The sequence below is a fragment of the Variovorax sp. 54 genome, from assembly GCF_002754375.1.
GTDB lineage: Bacteria > Pseudomonadota > Gammaproteobacteria > Burkholderiales > Burkholderiaceae_C > Variovorax.
In genome coordinates this window covers 2030286-2043833 of sequence record NZ_PEFF01000001.1, presented here as the reverse complement: position 1 = coordinate 2043833, position 13548 = coordinate 2030286, and the positions used below count along the sequence as shown (strand labels likewise).

Here is a 13548-nt window from a genome sequence, read left to right as displayed (position 1 = left end):
AAGCCATGCCAAGAAAAGAAAAGCAGGGGCGGCGCAGCAGCGCGCCCTCCGATGAGCCCCTGATGGACATCAACACCACGCCGCTCATCGACGTGATGCTGGTGCTGCTGATCATGCTGATCATCACCATCCCGATCCAGCTGCATTCGGTGAACCTGAACATGCCCACAGGCAACCCGCCGCCCAGCGACCTCAAGCCCGAGGTGCTGCGCATCGACATCGACGCGCTCAGTGTCGTGCAGTGGAACGGCGAGCCGCTGACCGACCGCAGTGAGATGGAGCGGCGCTTCGAGCAGGTCGCCGCGCAGGCCGTGCAGCCCGAGGTGCACCTGCGGCCCGACCGCCGCGCGAAGTACGAAGTGGTGGCCGGTGTGATGGCTTCGGCGCAGCGCACGGGCGTGAGCAAGCTGGGCATCGTCGGCGCGGAGCAGTTCATCCCATGAAGCGCTCCCGCAAGGATTTCAACCCCAAGTCGCGCTTCGGCCCTGTGGGCATCGCCGTGATGGTGCTGTTCCACGTCGGCGTGGGCTATGCGCTCGTGTCGGGGCTCGCGCGCCAGACGGTCGAGCTGATCAAGAAGCCGATGGACGCGACCATCATCAGCGAGATCAAGCCACCGCCGCCGCCTCCACCGCCGCCGAAGAAGATCGTGCGGCAGGAAACGCCCAAGGCCCCGCCGCCGCCGCGCCCGGCCTATGTGCCGCCACCGGCCGTGACACCGCCCGCCACCTCGGCGCCCGCGATCACCGCCGTGCAGAACACGGAGCCCACGCCGCCGCCGCCGGCCGCACCGCCGGCGCCTCCCGCGCCGCCGGCCCCGCCGAAGGCGACCACCACCGACATCGCGGTGGCCTGCCCGCGGCAGGTCAAGCCCGAGATGCCGCGCAAGGCGATGGACGAGGGCATCGGTGGCGTGGTCAAGGCCGAGGTCCGCATCAAGGGCGGCCATGTGCAGGAAGTGCGCTTCCTGTCGGGGCCGCGCGTGTACCACTCGGCCGTGCGCGCCGCGGTGATGCGCTACGAGTGCCAGACCACGGGCGATGCGGAAGTGCTGGCGACGCAGGAGTTCGTCTTCCGCATCGAATAGCGCGCAGGAGCCGAGCCGGTCTCACTTCTTCAGGGAGGCCGGCCCATGCCGAGCGCGCGCAGCACGGCGGCCGTGCGCGTCTCGACGCCCAGCTTCACGTAGACATGCTCCAGGTGCTTGTGCACGGTGCGGGGGCTGATCGTCAGCAGGGCGGCGATTTCGGCGTCGGTCTTGCCTTGCGAGAGCCAGTGCATGACATCGCCCTCGCGCGGCGTGAGGCCGGCGGGCAATGCCTCGGGCAGCGGCGCCGGGTCGCGGCAGGCCAGCCGGTACAGGAAGGCCACCGCCATCGCATGCTCCAGCCCCACGCGCTGACAGTAGTCGGCCTGCAGGGCGGCGCGGCGGAACTCGCGCCGGCCCGGCGCCTTGGCGATGCGGCGGGTGGTGCGCAGGTGATCGTCGTCGGCGCCGCGATGCCGCACGGGCGAATGCCCGGACTCGAGCTTTTCCAGCAGGCGAAGTGCGTTCGCCCAATCGTTGCGCGACAGGTGCGTCATGGCAGGCCCTTTCACGGTGCATACGCATTGCTGCGTATGGCGCCTGCACGCATCGAGACGCAGGATGCGCGCAGGCCCTTTGCCGCGAATTCAGTATAGGCACGCAAGGGCCGCGCAAGTCGCCTGCCGACGAAGGGGATACACATGGCCATCGACGAAACACGGCTTAACGCGTTCATGGGTAACTTCGTCCACGACATCGGGGCCGTGATGCACGCGGCCACCATCGTCGTCGGCGACCAGCTCGGCCTGTACAAGGCGCTGGCCGAAGGCCCTTCCACCGCGGAGGCGCTGGCCCGCCGCACCGAGACCGACCCGCGCTACCTGCGCGAATGGCTCTCGGCCCAGGCCGCCAGCGGCTACGTCGAGTACGACCCCAAAGGCGAGCTGTTCTCGCTGACCGAGGAGCAGGCCTTTGCACTGGCCGAGGAAGGCAGCCCGGCCTTCGTGCCCGGCGCGTTCCAGATCGCCGTGGCGCAGTTCAAGATCATTCCCAAGATGGTCCAGGCCATGCGCACGGGCCTGGGCATCGGCTGGCACGAGCACGACGTGGCCCTGTTCCATGGCACGGAGCGCTTCTTCCGGCCTGGCTACGCGGCCAACCTGGTGAGCCAGTGGATTCCGGCGCTCGAAGGCATCGAGCCGCTGCTGAAAAACGGTGCACGCGTGGCCGACGTGGGCTGCGGGCACGGTGCCTCGACACTGCTGATGGCGCAGGCCTATCCCGAGTCCAGCTTCGTCGGTTTCGACTACCACGCGCCTTCGATCGAGCGCGCGCGCGAAACCGCGCGCAAGGCTGGTGTGGACGATGAAAAGCGCCTGCGCTTCGAGGTCGCGAGCGCCAAGGATTTCCCCGGCGAAGACTACGACCTGGTCGCCGTCTTCGACTGCCTGCACGACATGGGCGACCCCGTCGGCGCGGCGGCGTACGTGCGGCAAGCCCTCAAGCCGCAGGGCACGTGGATGATCGTCGAGCCCTTTGCCAACGACCGGCTGGAAGACAACATCAACCCGGTGGGGCGCGTGTTCTATTCGGCCTCGAGCTTCATCTGCACGCCGGCCTCGCGTTCGCAGGAAGTGGGCCTGTGCCTGGGTGCGCAGGCCGGCGAAGCGCGCCTGCGCGACGTCGTCTCGCAGGGCGGCTTCTCGCACTTCCGCCGCGCCAGCGAAACGCCCTTCAACCTGATCTTCGAAGCACGTCCATAAGGACACATGAAGGAGCCGCCATGTCACGCCAATACATCGACTGCCGCGAGTATCCGAGCACGATGAACTGCAGTGTCGCGCTCTGCGCCGATTCCGAAGGCGAACTGCTCGATGCCGCCGTCCAGCACGCCGTGGCCGTGCACGGCCACACCGACTCGCCCGAACTGCGCCAGCAGCTGGCCAGCATGTTCAAGGCCGGCACACCGCCGGTGGAGCTCGCGAAGACGCCCGCCTGACTGGCTGACCGAAGGTCCTGCGCGGCCCTGGCCGCCGTCACGAACCTTGATGCAGATCAAACGCTTGCATCGGCAGGGCGCTTAGCCTGCCCCGATGCAAGCTTCCGCCGCGCTCGCGCCGTTTCCGTCCCTGCCATCGTCCGCCGGCGGCGACGCCCGCGCGGACGCCTGGCAGCTGCTCGACGACCCCGCCGAGTGGACCGCGTTCGGCCGCCCCGTGGATGCCGCCACGGGCCGCTGGGAATCGCATGTCGCCGTCGAGGGCATGCACTGCGCGGGCTGCGCCTTCACCGTCGAGGCTGCGCTGGCGCAGGTGCCCGGCGTGGTCGAGGTGCAGGTGAATGCCGCGAGCCGGCGCGCGCGTGTCGTGTGGTCGGCGGCGGCCACGCGCCCTTCGCGCTGGTTCGAGGCCAGCGCGCGCGTGGGCTACCCCTTGCTGCCGGCCGGCAGCCGCAGCGCGCGCGAGACGCGCACGCGCGAGCTGCGCATGGCGCTGTGGCGCTGGCTGGTCGCGGGCTTCTGCATGATGCAGGTGATGATGTACGCCTACCCGGCCTACGTCGCGCGCCCCGGCGACATGACGGCCGATGCGGCCCAGCTGCTGCGCTGGGCCTCGTGGGTGCTCAGCCTGCCCGTGGTGCTGTTCTCGTGCGGGCCGTTCTTTCGCAGCGCCTGGCGCGACCTGCGCATCGGACGCATCGGCATGGACCTGCCCGTGACCTTCGGCGTGGTCATCACCTTCGTGGTGAGCACCGCCGCCACCTTCGACCCCACGGGACCGCTGGGGCACGAGGTCTACTTCGACTCGCTGACGATGTTCGTCTTCTTCCTGCTCACCGGCCGCTGGCTCGAGGCGCGGCTGCGCGACCGCACGGCCGGCGCGCTCGAGGCGCTGATGCACCGGCTGCCCGACGGCGTCGAACGGCTCGGGGCCGATGGTGCCTGGACTCGCGTGGCGGTGCGCCGGCTCGCGGCGGGCGACGTGGTGCGCGTGCGCCCCGGCGAGGCCTTTCCGGCCGACGGCACGGTGATCGACGGCGACACCACCGCCGACGAGGCGCTGCTCACCGGCGAGTCACGCCCCGTGCCGCGCCCCTGCGGCGACCGCGTGCTCGCGGGCAGCCACAACCTGTCGGCCGTGGTGCAGGTGCGCATCGCCTCGGTGGGCGAGGGCACGCGCTTCGCGCAGATCGTGCGGCTCATGGAAAACGCCGCGCTCGACAAGCCGCGCCTGGCCCGGCTGGCCGACCGCATCGCGCGGCCCTTCCTCATCGCCGTGCTGGTCTGCGCGTTCGGTGCGGGCGCGCTGTGGTGGTCGGTCGATCCCGGCAAGGCGCTGATGGTCGCGGTGGCGGTGCTGATCGTCACCTGCCCCTGCGCCTTGTCGCTCGCCACGCCGGCCGCGATGCTGGCGAGCGCGGGCGCCCTGGCGCGCGGCGGCGTGCTCACGTCGAACCTGCAGGCGCTGGAAGCGCTGGCCGGCGTCGACACGGTGGTGTTCGACAAGACCGGCACGCTCACGGGCGACACGCCGCGCCTGGAACGCGTGTACTGCCGCCAGGGCTTGCGGCCCGGCGATGCGCTGGAGATCGGCGCGGCGCTCGCCACGCTGTCGCTGCACCCGGCGGCGCGCGCGCTCGTGAACGCCTGGCAGGCGCAGTTCCGTGCGCCGCCGGCCTGGTCGGCGACGCAGCTGCGCGAGACGGTGGGGCAGGGCGTGGCGGCCTCGCTGCACCGGCGCGATGCGGTGGACGACCACGACGCGCGCCCCGTGCGCCTGGGCTCCGCGTCCTTCTGCGAAGTGCCGCCGCTGGAGGTCGATGCGGCGCAGATCCACCTGAGCGACAACGAAGGCTGGATCGCCAGCTTCGTGCTCGCCGAGGAGCTGCGCCCCGATGCCACGCAGGCCGTGGCGGCGTTGCAGGCACAGGGCCTGTCGGTGCGCCTGTTGTCCGGCGACCGCGACAACGCAGCGCGTGCCATCGGCGCGCAGGCCGGCATCGCGGCGGTGCAGGGTGATTGCGCACCCGAGGACAAGCTCGAGGTGCTGTGGCAGCTGCAGGCCGCCGGTCGCGAGGTGGCGATGGTGGGCGACGGCTTGAACGACGGCCCGAGCCTGGCGCGCGCCAATGCGTCGTTCGCCTTCGGCCATGCCGTGCCGCTGTCGCGCGCACGTTCCGATTTCGTGGTGCTCGGCGATGCGTTGCAGGCCATTCCCGCGGCCGTGGCGCAGGCGCGCCGTACGCTGCGCGTGGTGCGCCAGAACCTGTTCTGGGCCGCGGCCTACAACGCCGTGTGCGTGCCGCTGGCCGTGGTCGGCTGGCTGCCGCCCTGGCTCGCGGGGCTGGGCATGGCCGCGAGTTCGCTGCTTGTGGTGCTCAACGCAGCGCGCCTCGCCGCGCCGGCGAAAGTGGCGAAAGCGGCGGTGGCCTGATGGACGTGCTGTTCCTGCTCGTGCCGCTGTCGGTGGTGCTCGTGCTCGCGATCCTCGGGGGTCTCTGGTGGGCCATCGAGCGTGGCCAGTTCGAGGACATCGAGGTCGAAGGCGACCGCATTTTGAACAACGACTGACACAGCGACCGATGGCTTGATCTGCATCAAGCCCGCCCCGGTGATGCCGGCAGACACTGCCCGCAAACCACATTCACGGGCACCACGATGCAGCAGACCACGCACCCTCCAGCGGCCATCTACGACGACACCGTCGTGCGGCAGTTCGCACTCATGTCGGTGGTCTGGGGGGTGGTCGGCATGCTGGTCGGCGTGATCATCGCCTCGCAGCTGACCTGGCCCGACCTCAACTTCGGCATTCCCTGGCTCAGCTACGGCCGCCTGCGTCCGCTGCACACCAACGCGGTGATCTTCGCGTTCGGCGGCTGCGCGCTCATGGCCACGAGCTTCCACGTGGTGCAGCGCACCTGCCAGGTCCGTTTGTTCGCACCGGCACTGGCTTCTTTCGTGTTCTGGGGCTGGCAACTGGTGATCGTTGCCGCCGCTATCAGCCTGCCGCTGGGCTACACCAGCGGCAAGGAATACGCCGAGCTCGAGTGGCCCATCGACATCCTGATCGCCGTGGTCTGGGTGGCCTACGCCATCGTGTTCTTCGGCACCATCGGCCTGCGCAAGGTGCGCCACATCTACGTGGCCAACTGGTTCTACGGCGCTTTCATCATTGCCGTGGCGCTGCTGCACATCGTCAACAGCGCGGCCATTCCGGCCGGCTGGATGAAGAGCTACTCGGCCTACGCCGGCGTGCAGGACGCCATGGTGCAGTGGTGGTACGGCCACAACGCCGTGGGCTTCTTCCTCACGGCCGGCTTCCTGGGAATGATGTACTACTACATCCCCAAGCAGGCGGGGCGCCCGGTGTACTCGTACCGGCTGTCGATCGTGCACTTCTGGGCGCTGATCTTCACCTACATGTGGGCCGGCCCGCACCACCTGCACTACACCGCGCTGCCCGACTGGACGCAATCGCTGGGCATGGTGTTCTCGCTCATCCTGCTCGCGCCCAGCTGGGGCGGCATGATCAACGGCGTGATGACGCTGTCGGGCGCCTGGCACAAGCTGCGCACCGACCCGATCCTGCGCTTTTTGATCGTCTCGTTGTCGTTCTACGGCATGTCGACCTTCGAGGGTCCGATGATGTCCATCAAGACCGTCAACGCCCTGAGCCACTACACCGACTGGACCGTGGGCCACGTGCACTCCGGCGCGCTGGGCTGGGTGGGCTTCATCACCATGGGCTCGCTGTACTACCTGATCCCGCGCATGTACGGCCGCATCGCCATGTACAGCGTGCGCGCCATCGACCTGCACTTCTGGATGGCCACCATCGGCATCGTGCTGTACATCGCCGCGATGTGGATCGCCGGCGTGATGCAGGGCCTCATGTGGCGCGAGATCAATGCCGACGGCACGCTGACCTACACCTTCGTCGAAAGCGTGAAGGCCACCTTCCCCTACTACCTGGTGCGCGTGATCGGCGGCGTGCTCTACCTGGGCGGCATGCTGGTCATGGCCTGGAACGTCTGGATGACCGTGATCAGCGGCCGCTCGGTGCGCGCCGAGATCCCGGCCGTTGCCGCCGCCCACGCCTGAAGCCCTCGAGGACGCACGATGAACGCACCTGACAACAAGACCCCGGCGCCCGCCGCCACCGGCTTCACGCACGAGAAGATCGAGACCAACAACCTGCTGATGATCGTGCTGATCCTGCTGGTGGTGGCCATCGGCGGCCTCGTGGAGATCGTGCCGCTGTTCTTCCAGAAGTCGACCACCGAGGCGGTGCAGGGCGTGAAGCCGCTCACGCCGCTGCAGCTGGCCGGGCGCGACGTGTACCTGCGCGAGGGTTGCTACAACTGCCACTCGCAGATGATCCGCCCGTTCCGCTCGGAGACGCTGCGCTACGGTCACTACTCGGTGGCCGGCGAGTTCGTGTACGACCACCCCTTTCAGTGGGGCAGCAAGCGCACCGGCCCCGACCTGCACCGCGTGGGCGGCAAGTACAGCGACGAGTGGCACCGCATCCACCTGAACAACCCGCGCGACCTCGTGCCCGAGTCGAACATGCCGGCCTACCCGTGGCTGGAGAAGGGGCTGGTCGACGGCGACAGCATCGCCACCCACATGCGCGCGCTGCGCAAGGTCGGCGTGCCCTACACCGACGAAGAGATTGCCAAGGCCGCCGACGAGGTGGCCGGCAAGACCGACATGGACGCCACCGTGGCCTACCTGCAGTCGCTGGGCCTGGCGCTCAAGTAAGAACAAAGAACAGGCAACGCCCCATGACCGACATCACCACCCTGCGCATCGCCGCGACCATCGCCTGCTTCGTCGTCTTCATCGGCATCGTGGCCTGGGCTTGCTCGCGCCGCAACACGCAGCGCTTCGCCGAAGCGGCGCGCCTGCCCTTCGAACAAGACTGACGGGGAGCCCCACGATGAGCGATTTCATCAACAACTTCTGGTCCAGCTACGTGGCCGTGGCCTCGCTGCTGAGCATCCTGGGCTGCGTGCTGCTGCTGTGGCTCACGGCGCGCAAGCGCGTGGCCTCGGACTCCGACAACACCACGGGTCACGTCTGGGACGAAGACCTGCGCGAATCCAATAACCCGCTGCCGATGTGGTGGGTGGGAATGTTTGTGCTGACCATCGTCTTCGGCATCGGCTACCTGGCTGTGTTCCCGGGCCTGGGCAGCTTCAAGGGCACCTTCGACTGGAGTTCGCGCGGCGAGTACGAGCAGGACGTGGCCAAGGCCACGCAGGCGCTGGAGCCGGTGTATGCGCGCTACACGCCCATGTCGATCGAAGAGGCCGCGCGCGACCCGCAGGCCCGTGCCATCGGCGAGCGCCTGTTCATGAACAGCTGCGCGCAGTGCCACGGCTCCGACGCGCGCGGCAGCAAGGGCTTTCCGAACCTCACCGACGCCGACTGGCTGCACGGCGGCACGCCCGACAAGATCGTCGAATCGATCACCCACGGCCGCACCGGCGTCATGCCGCCGGCCGCCGCGATGGTCGGCTCGCCCGACGACGTGAAGAACGTCGCCAACTACGTGCTGAGCCTGTCGGGCGAGCCGCACGACTCGCTGCGCGCGGGCCTGGGCAAGTCGAAGTTCACCGCCTGCGCGGCCTGCCACGGCATCGGCGGCGTGGGCAACGCCGCGATGGGCGCGCCGCGCCTGAACGACCGCATCTGGCTGCACGGCTACGGCGAAGCCGCCATCGTGCAGATCATCAACGAGGGCAAGCACAGCACCATGCCCGCGCAGGACGGCCGCCTGACCGAGGCGCAGATCAAGCTGCTGGCGTCGTACGTGTGGGGCATGTCCAACCCACCTGCCGCGACGCCATGAGGCGCAAGACCGTCATCCCCATCGTCAGTGCGCCGCCTGCCGCTGCGCCGGAGGTCGGTCTCTACGAGGCGACGAAGAAGATCTACCCGCGCAGCGTGCAGGGCCTGTTCGCGCGCTGGCGCTGGGCCATGGTCTTCCTCACCCAGCTGGTGTTCTACGGCATGCCCTGGGTGGAGTGGGGCGAGCGGCAGATGGTGCTGTTCGACCTGGCCGCGCGGCGCTTCTACATCTTCGGGCTGGTGCTGTACCCGCAAGACCTGATCTACCTGTCGGGCCTGCTGGTGGTCAGCGCGCTGGCGCTCTTTCTCTTCACGGCCGTGGCCGGCCGCCTGTGGTGCGGCTACGCCTGCCCGCAGACCGTCTACACCGAGATGTTCCTGTGGGTCGAGCAGCGCATCGAAGGCAACCGAAGCGCGCGCATCCGCCTCGATGCCGGCGCGCTCTCTGTCGAGAAGCTCGGAAAGAAGGCCCTCAAGCACAGCGTCTGGATCGCCATTGCGCTGTGGACCGGCTTCACCTTCGTGGGCTACTTCACGCCCGTCCGCGAGCTGGGCTCGGCCCTGCTGCAGCTGCAGATGGGCTCGTGGGAAGTGTTCTGGGTGTTCTTCTACGGCTTTGCCACGTACGGCAACGCCGGCTTCATGCGCGAGCAGGTGTGCAAGTACATGTGCCCCTACGCGCGCTTCCAGAGCGCGATGTTCGACCGCGACACGCTCATCGTCAGCTACGACCCGCAGCGCGGCGAGCCGCGTGCACCGCGCCGCAAGACCGTCGATCCGCGCAGTGCCGGGCTGGGCGACTGCATCGACTGCAGCCTGTGCGTGCAGGTGTGCCCGACTGGCATCGACATCCGCGAAGGCCTGCAGTACGAATGCATCGGCTGCGGCCTGTGCGTGGACGCCTGCGACAGCGTGATGGACAAGATGGGCTACGCGCCGCGCCTGATCCGCTACGACACGCAGAACGGCATGGAGGCCGGCTGGTCGCGCCGCCAGCTCTGGCGCCGCGTGCTGCGACCGCGCGTGCTCGTCTACACCGCATTGCTCGCGCTGCTGGTGGCGGGCCTGCTCGCCAGCCTGGTCGCACGCACGCCGCTGAAGGTCGACGTGGTGCGCGACCGCGCCTCGCTGGCGCGCATCGTCGAAGGCGGGCGGCTGGAGAACGTCTACCGGCTGCAGATCATGAACGCGACCGAGCGCACGCAGCACTACCGCATCGCCGCGCGCGGCATCGAGGGGCTGAGCGTGTCGCCTGACGAAGCGATCGAGGTCGAGCCCGCGCAGGCGCGTTGGGTGGCTGTGCGGCTGCAGGTGCCTTATGGCGCCGCGCCGGCCGGTTCGCACACAGTGCACTTCGACATCCGCGAGGCGGATGGCGCGGCGCAGGTTTCCGAAAAAGCGGTCTTCCTGGTGCCGCGCTGAAAGGTCTTCCCATGAACGATGCCCTGTCGATGAACGAGCCCGCGACCTCCGGCCCCTGGTGGCGCTACCCGCTGGTCTGGCTGGTGATTGCGGGGCCCGCGGTCGTGGTGCTCGCGAGCATCGTGACCGTCTGGCTGGCGCTGCGCACGCCCGAGGTGCTGGTGTCGGAGGACTACTACCGCGAAGGCATCGAGATCAACCGCACGCTGGCCGACAAGAAGCGCATGCCGGCGCAGGCCGGGCGCAACCATGCGGCGACACCGGAGGACGATGTGCCACTTCCGAAGCGGGTGGCCCCATGAGTGCCATGCGCCGCGTCGCCGGCATCCTGTGGCCGTCGTTCCTTGTCGCCTGCGGCATGGAGGTGCTGGTGTTCGCGTTGATCGACCCCATCCACTCGTACTGCGGTGCCGACGCGCTGCGCCTGTCGCGCCAGGGCATCTACACCGTGTCCTTCTTCGTGTTCTGGCTGATGGCGGCGGCCTCGAGCGCGTGCACCACGCTGCTGGCGCTGCCGTCCGAGAAAGAGACTGCTGCATGACGCTTCCCCTGGCTTGTGTTCCTGAGACCCCGTCCGTGCTGCCCGTCGAGCTGCTGCACCGCTTCGACGTGCCCGGACCGCGCTACACCTCGTACCCGACGGCCGACCGCTTTGTCGACAGCTTCAGCGCCGGTGACTACGCGCAGGCGTTGCACCAACGGCGCGATGCGGACACGGCCGGTGAGCCGCTGTCGCTGTACGTGCACATCCCATTCTGCGAATCGCTGTGCTATTACTGCGCCTGCAACAAGGTCGTCACCAAGCACCGCGAGCGCGGACGCGAGTACCTCGACTACCTCGCACGCGAAGTGGCGCTGCAGGTCGCGCAGCTCGGGCCCAATGCGCCGGTCGGCCAGCTGCACCTCGGCGGCGGCACGCCAACCTTTCTCGACGACGAAGAACTCGGCGAACTGGTCGCGATGCTGCGCCGCGCGTTCGCCTTCGTGCCGGGCGGCGAGCAGTCGATCGAGATCGATCCGCGCACCGTCGATGCGAAGCGCTTAGCGACACTGGCCGCGCTCGGCTTCAATCGCCTGAGCTTCGGCGTGCAGGACTTCGACCCCGCCGTGCAGCAGGCCGTGCACCGTATCCAGCCCGCGGAGCAGGTCTTCGCGCTGATGGACACGGCGCGCGCGCTGGGTTTTCGCTCGATCAACGTCGACCTAATCTACGGCCTGCCGCGCCAGAACGATGCCTCGTTCGAACGCACCCTCGCGCAGATCCGCGAACTGCGGCCCGACCGCATCGCGCTGTACGCCTACGCCCACCTGCCGGAGCGCTTCAAGCCGCAGCGGCGCATCGCCGCCGACGAGCTGCCCGATGCGCCCACGCGCGTGCGCATGCTCGGTCGCGCGATTGCCGCGCTCACCGAGGCCGGCTACGTCTACATCGGCATGGACCACTTCGCGCTGCCCGACGACCCGCTGGCCGTGGCCAAGCGGGAGGGCCGGCTGCACCGCGACTTCCAGGGTTACAGCACCCAGCCCGACGGCGACCTCGTCGCACTCGGCGTGTCGGCCATCGGCCGCGTGGGAGCGACCTACAGCCAGAACGCGAAGACGCTGGAAGACTATTACGCGCTACTCGACCAGGGCCGCCTGCCCGTGGTCAAGGGGCTCGCGCTGTCGGACGACGACGTGCTGCGCCGCGACGTGATCATGGCGCTGATGTGCCGGGGTCGCGTCGACTTCGACGCCGTCGAGGCCGCGCACGGCATCGCGTTTTCGGACTACTTCGCGCCCGAACGCGCCGCGCTGGCGCCGATGGCCGAACAGGGGTTGGTGCGCCTGTCGCCGCGCGCCATCGAGGTCACCGAGGCCGGCTGGTTCCTCGTGCGCGCGGTGGCGATGGTGTTCGACCGCTACTGCGCCGCCACCCGCACGCGCTTCTCGCGCGTGGTCTGACCTGATGGAATCACCCGCACTCGCCGGCGCCGCATTGCTGATGGGGCTCGCAGGCGGGCCGCATTGCGTGGCGATGTGCGGCGCGGTGTCGTCCGCGGTGATCCGCATCGTGCCGGTGGGCGGACCCTCGCAGGCCACGCACGCCATCGCACCGGTCGCCTTTCACCTCGGCCGCATGGCGAGCTACGCCGCTGCCGGCGCCATCGCCGCCGCGAGCCTGCACGGCCTGGGCGCCGCGAGCGCGCAGGTCGCGGCCTGGCGGCCGTTGTGGGTGATGCTGCATGTGTTCGTGCTCGCCTGGGGCATGGTGCTCGCCGTCGCGGGCCGCCAGCCGCTGTGGGCGCAACGCGCCGGGCGCGCGCTCGAAGCACGCTTGAGGCCGATGGCCGGCGGCTCGCTGCTGGGCGTGCTGGCCACGGGCACGCTCTGGGTCGCGATGCCCTGCGGCCTGCTCTATTCGGCGCTGATGCTGGCCGCCTTGGGCAACGGCCCGTGGCAGGGCGCATCGACGATGGCGCTGTTCGCGCTCGGCAGCAGCGTGTCGCTGCTCGCCGCGCCATGGCTGTGGCAGCGCCTGCGCGGGTGGGGCGACAGCGGCACGCGCCAGGCCTGGGGGGCGCGGCTGGCGGGGGTGTTACTGGCGGCGGTGGCGCTGCAGGCGCTGTGGATGGATTTGAGCCATCGCATTGCGGACTGGTGCGGCTGAGGCGCTGCCGCGCTGTCTTGTCAGGCGATGCTCTCGATCAGCAACGCCTGCAGCACGAAGCGCCGGTTGTCCGCCGCCGCCGTGCGCTCGCCCAGCAGCCCCGCGAGCGCCGCCGTGGGGTGGCTGTCGGCCGCTGCGCCGTCGTGCACCGGAATGCCGGCGTGCTGGCCGATTCGGCGCACCAGCGCGGGGTCGATGCCCTCGCAGGCCACGGCGTCGTACAGCCGACCGAGCATGCGCGCTGTGTGCTGCAGCTCCTGTGCCGATGTGGCGGAGGACAGACTGGAGCGCACCGTCGCGACCTGCGCGCCCAGTTCCTCGGCAGCGCGGCGCAGCAGCGCCAAGGCCTCGCCGTCGCTGGCCTCGCACAGCAGGCCGAGGTTCTTGCCGCGCAGCAGCCGCGGCGGCGCGGCGCCGTCGAGCGCGGCGCGCTGGAGCAGCCGGGCGCGGCCCAGCAGGCTGGCTTCTTTCTGGGGCGACAGCGCAGCGGCGAAGGAGTGCATGGCAAGGTTCGACATGTGTCTCGCGGAGGCTAGCCAGCCTTGTCTTTCTCGCCTTGACGCACATCAAGGCCGGCGCCGCTGTTACACGCCG

At 69.4% G+C, this 13548-nt stretch carries 17 protein-coding genes; 15 read left to right on the top strand and 2 right to left on the bottom strand.

Features of this window, described 5'->3' with window-relative positions:
• Window positions 1-5: 5 nt before the first annotated feature.
• Window positions 6-443 (top strand): ExbD/TolR family protein, encoded by a 438-nt coding sequence (locus CLU95_RS09350; RefSeq protein ID WP_099792493.1) that lies wholly within the window; start codon window positions 6-8, stop codon window positions 441-443.
• The gene (locus tag CLU95_RS09345) at window positions 440-1087 is read left to right on the top strand and encodes an energy transducer TonB (protein ID WP_099792491.1); all 648 of its coding nucleotides are present in this window, start codon (window positions 440-442) and stop codon (window positions 1085-1087) included. Before CLU95_RS09350 ends, CLU95_RS09345 begins: the two co-directional genes overlap by 4 nt.
• Window positions 1088-1116: 29 nt before the next feature.
• Here the strand turns inward: CLU95_RS09345 and CLU95_RS09340 are convergent, their stop codons facing one another.
• The gene (locus CLU95_RS09340) at window positions 1117-1584 is read right to left on the bottom strand and encodes a helix-turn-helix transcriptional regulator (protein WP_099792489.1); all 468 of its coding nucleotides are present in this window, start codon (window positions 1582-1584) and stop codon (window positions 1117-1119) included.
• Between the two features lie 144 nt (window positions 1585-1728).
• Between CLU95_RS09340 and CLU95_RS09335 the strand changes: the two genes are divergently transcribed.
• From CLU95_RS09335 to CLU95_RS09275, 13 genes are all read left to right on the top strand, one after another.
• Window positions 1729-2790, top strand: coding sequence for a class I SAM-dependent methyltransferase (locus tag CLU95_RS09335; RefSeq protein ID WP_099792487.1), 1062 nt, complete (start codon window positions 1729-1731; stop codon window positions 2788-2790).
• Window positions 2791-2810: 20 nt separating this feature from the next.
• Window positions 2811-3026, top strand: a complete 216-nt coding sequence (locus tag CLU95_RS09330; RefSeq protein WP_099792485.1) for a DUF1059 domain-containing protein — start codon at window positions 2811-2813, stop codon at window positions 3024-3026.
• A gap of 94 nt (window positions 3027-3120) precedes the next feature.
• Complete coding sequence (locus CLU95_RS09325) at window positions 3121-5460, top strand: heavy metal translocating P-type ATPase (protein ID WP_099792483.1); 2340 nt, start codon at window positions 3121-3123, stop codon at window positions 5458-5460.
• Complete coding sequence (ccoS, locus tag CLU95_RS09320; RefSeq protein WP_062481719.1) at window positions 5460-5597, top strand: cbb3-type cytochrome oxidase assembly protein CcoS; 138 nt, start codon at window positions 5460-5462, stop codon at window positions 5595-5597. Before CLU95_RS09325 ends, ccoS begins: the two co-directional genes overlap by 1 nt.
• Before the next feature lie 87 nt (window positions 5598-5684).
• Entirely contained in the window at window positions 5685-7127 is a 1443-nt protein-coding gene (gene ccoN, locus CLU95_RS09315) for a cytochrome-c oxidase, cbb3-type subunit I (RefSeq protein WP_099792481.1), read from the top strand.
• A gap of 18 nt (window positions 7128-7145) precedes the next feature.
• Complete coding sequence (gene ccoO, locus CLU95_RS09310) at window positions 7146-7790, top strand: cytochrome-c oxidase, cbb3-type subunit II (RefSeq protein WP_099792479.1); 645 nt, start codon at window positions 7146-7148, stop codon at window positions 7788-7790.
• A 23-nt stretch (window positions 7791-7813) separates the two neighbouring features.
• Window positions 7814-7954, top strand: coding sequence for a cbb3-type cytochrome oxidase subunit 3 (locus CLU95_RS09305; protein WP_062481697.1), 141 nt, complete (start codon window positions 7814-7816; stop codon window positions 7952-7954).
• A gap of 14 nt (window positions 7955-7968) precedes the next feature.
• The gene (ccoP, locus tag CLU95_RS09300) at window positions 7969-8883 is read left to right on the top strand and encodes a cytochrome-c oxidase, cbb3-type subunit III (RefSeq protein WP_099792477.1); all 915 of its coding nucleotides are present in this window, start codon (window positions 7969-7971) and stop codon (window positions 8881-8883) included.
• Window positions 8880-10304: a cytochrome c oxidase accessory protein CcoG gene (gene ccoG / locus CLU95_RS09295; protein ID WP_099792475.1), complete on the top strand. Its 1425-nt coding sequence runs from the start codon at window positions 8880-8882 to the stop codon at window positions 10302-10304. The genes ccoP and ccoG overlap by 4 nt, the downstream gene beginning before the upstream one ends.
• An 11-nt stretch (window positions 10305-10315) precedes the next feature.
• Complete coding sequence (locus CLU95_RS09290; protein WP_099792473.1) at window positions 10316-10606, top strand: FixH family protein; 291 nt, start codon at window positions 10316-10318, stop codon at window positions 10604-10606.
• Entirely contained in the window at window positions 10603-10845 is a 243-nt protein-coding gene (locus tag CLU95_RS09285) for a hypothetical protein (protein WP_099792471.1), read from the top strand. The genes CLU95_RS09290 and CLU95_RS09285 overlap by 4 nt, the downstream gene beginning before the upstream one ends.
• Window positions 10842-12248 (top strand): oxygen-independent coproporphyrinogen III oxidase, encoded by a 1407-nt coding sequence (gene hemN, locus CLU95_RS09280; protein ID WP_099792469.1) that lies wholly within the window; start codon window positions 10842-10844, stop codon window positions 12246-12248. Before CLU95_RS09285 ends, hemN begins: the two co-directional genes overlap by 4 nt.
• Window positions 12249-12252: 4 nt before the next feature.
• Complete coding sequence (locus CLU95_RS09275) at window positions 12253-12954, top strand: sulfite exporter TauE/SafE family protein (protein WP_099792467.1); 702 nt, start codon at window positions 12253-12255, stop codon at window positions 12952-12954.
• A gap of 20 nt (window positions 12955-12974) precedes the next feature.
• Here the strand turns inward: CLU95_RS09275 and CLU95_RS09270 are convergent, their stop codons facing one another.
• A complete protein-coding gene (locus tag CLU95_RS09270) occupies window positions 12975-13457 on the bottom strand; it encodes an ornithine carbamoyltransferase (RefSeq protein WP_257214571.1) in 483 nt (160 codons plus the stop codon).
• Window positions 13458-13548 lie beyond the last annotated feature (91 nt).

Coding starts and splice junctions, on each gene's coding strand:
- CLU95_RS09335 (WP_099792487.1), top strand. CDS start 1,729: ATGGCCATCGACGAAACACGGCTTAACGCGTTCATGGGTAACTTCGTC.
- hemN (WP_099792469.1), top strand. CDS start 10,842: ATGACGCTTCCCCTGGCTTGTGTTCCTGAGACCCCGTCCGTGCTGCCC.
- ccoS (WP_062481719.1), top strand. CDS start 5,460: ATGGACGTGCTGTTCCTGCTCGTGCCGCTGTCGGTGGTGCTCGTGCTC.
- ccoP (WP_099792477.1), top strand. CDS start 7,969: ATGAGCGATTTCATCAACAACTTCTGGTCCAGCTACGTGGCCGTGGCC.
- CLU95_RS09330 (WP_099792485.1), top strand. CDS start 2,811: ATGTCACGCCAATACATCGACTGCCGCGAGTATCCGAGCACGATGAAC.
- CLU95_RS09275 (WP_099792467.1), top strand. CDS start 12,253: ATGGAATCACCCGCACTCGCCGGCGCCGCATTGCTGATGGGGCTCGCA.
- CLU95_RS09345 (WP_099792491.1), top strand. CDS start 440: ATGAAGCGCTCCCGCAAGGATTTCAACCCCAAGTCGCGCTTCGGCCCT.
- CLU95_RS09290 (WP_099792473.1), top strand. CDS start 10,316: ATGAACGATGCCCTGTCGATGAACGAGCCCGCGACCTCCGGCCCCTGG.
- CLU95_RS09350 (WP_099792493.1), top strand. CDS start 6: ATGCCAAGAAAAGAAAAGCAGGGGCGGCGCAGCAGCGCGCCCTCCGAT.
- ccoG (WP_099792475.1), top strand. CDS start 8,880: ATGAGGCGCAAGACCGTCATCCCCATCGTCAGTGCGCCGCCTGCCGCT.
- CLU95_RS09305 (WP_062481697.1), top strand. CDS start 7,814: ATGACCGACATCACCACCCTGCGCATCGCCGCGACCATCGCCTGCTTC.
- ccoO (WP_099792479.1), top strand. CDS start 7,146: ATGAACGCACCTGACAACAAGACCCCGGCGCCCGCCGCCACCGGCTTC.
- CLU95_RS09325 (WP_099792483.1), top strand. CDS start 3,121: ATGCAAGCTTCCGCCGCGCTCGCGCCGTTTCCGTCCCTGCCATCGTCC.
- CLU95_RS09340 (WP_099792489.1), bottom strand. CDS start 1,584: ATGACGCACCTGTCGCGCAACGATTGGGCGAACGCACTTCGCCTGCTG.
- CLU95_RS09285 (WP_099792471.1), top strand. CDS start 10,603: ATGAGTGCCATGCGCCGCGTCGCCGGCATCCTGTGGCCGTCGTTCCTT.
- CLU95_RS09270 (WP_257214571.1), bottom strand. CDS start 13,457: ATGCACTCCTTCGCCGCTGCGCTGTCGCCCCAGAAAGAAGCCAGCCTG.
- ccoN (WP_099792481.1), top strand. CDS start 5,685: ATGCAGCAGACCACGCACCCTCCAGCGGCCATCTACGACGACACCGTC.